Origin of the sequence: Clostridium grantii DSM 8605 (genome assembly GCF_900129965.1) — a bacterium.
In the GTDB taxonomy this organism is placed as follows: Bacteria; Bacillota; Clostridia; order Clostridiales; family Clostridiaceae; genus Clostridium_AF; species Clostridium_AF grantii.
On record NZ_FQXM01000087.1, the window covers coordinates 1 to 1,200 of the forward strand.

General features: G+C 28.2%; 1 pseudogene. It reads left to right on the plus strand.

Annotation, left to right across the window (positions count from 1 at the left end):
* Positions 1 to 269: 269 nt before the first annotated feature.
* Positions 270 to 1,049: pseudogene (locus BUB83_RS21170) on the plus strand (Rpn family recombination-promoting nuclease/putative transposase); the annotation flags it as partial.
* Positions 1,050 to 1,200 lie beyond the last annotated feature (151 nt).

A 1,200-nucleotide genomic window follows, 5' to 3' on the forward strand; every position in this document is an offset into this window, starting at 1 on the left:
AGTAAAGAATAAGAAGAAAAAATTGAAAAAAGACCCGTAGGGTGAGAAAAAAGAGCATGTTTCTACAATAGAGAAGCATGTTCTTTTTATGCTAAATAACTGTTTAACGAAATTAGTTTTGGCCTTTGATTCAATTTTTAGCAAAATACTATTAAAAATCATTTGCATGATTAAAAATTATTTACAAACAATTTGAAAAACTTTAATTATATACTCGTGTAATAGTCACTAAAATTTGATATAATATAAAGTAATACCTTACAAAAGGAAGTAAAATACTATTTATACATGTAGAAGTGCAAAGTTATAGTAGCGGATACAAAATTTTCGGAGAGAGAATGTTTAGGTATTTCTATAGGATTTGGGATAAGTTCAGATATAAATATAAAGATAAATCAGAAATAGTAGCAGCGGCTATATATACCTATAAAGGTGAACGTGGAAAAGATAAAAGATATGTATACAAATTGCCAGAGATAGAAAAAGATATACTTGTGTATAATTTTAAAACTATTGACGTAGAAAAAATTAAACTTGAAAACATAGATGAAGAAAATCCATTAAAATTAGTATTCAAAATGGCCAAAAGATTACTTGAAATAGGAGTTACTGTGGAAGAAAAATATAAAACTAAAATAGAACTAGCAGAAGAATTAAAGAATTACCATAAAGTAAAAAACAATGAGCAAATAAGAGCTTTAGTAGATTTTTTAGAGTACTTATTTTTAATCGAAGATCCAGAGTTAGAAAGTAAATATGAAGAATATAAAAAATTAAATGGGGGTGTATTTAAGTTGACAATTGACGATATAAGGAAAATACACTATGAGCAAAAAGGTAGAGAAGAAGGAAGAGAAGAAGGAAGAGAAGAAGGTGCAATTTTAGCAAGAAGAGAAGATATTTTAGAAAACTTAAATGAGATAGGCACGGTTAATGATGATATAATTAAAAGAGTAAATGAAGAGAGTAATATTGAAACTCTAAGAACGTGGTTAAAAATTTCTATAGTAGCAGAGAATTTACAGGAGTTTATAGATAAAATAAAATAGCAAGTGGGTCCAGCAAAGCATGTCCCCACAAAGGGAGCAAGCTCGCAATGGGGCCAGACCCATGTCCGTAAAGTTCACACAATTCTAAATATTTTGGCAACAATCTCTTTGGTTAATTAAAGAAATTTAACCACAATTATTAATAAGATAG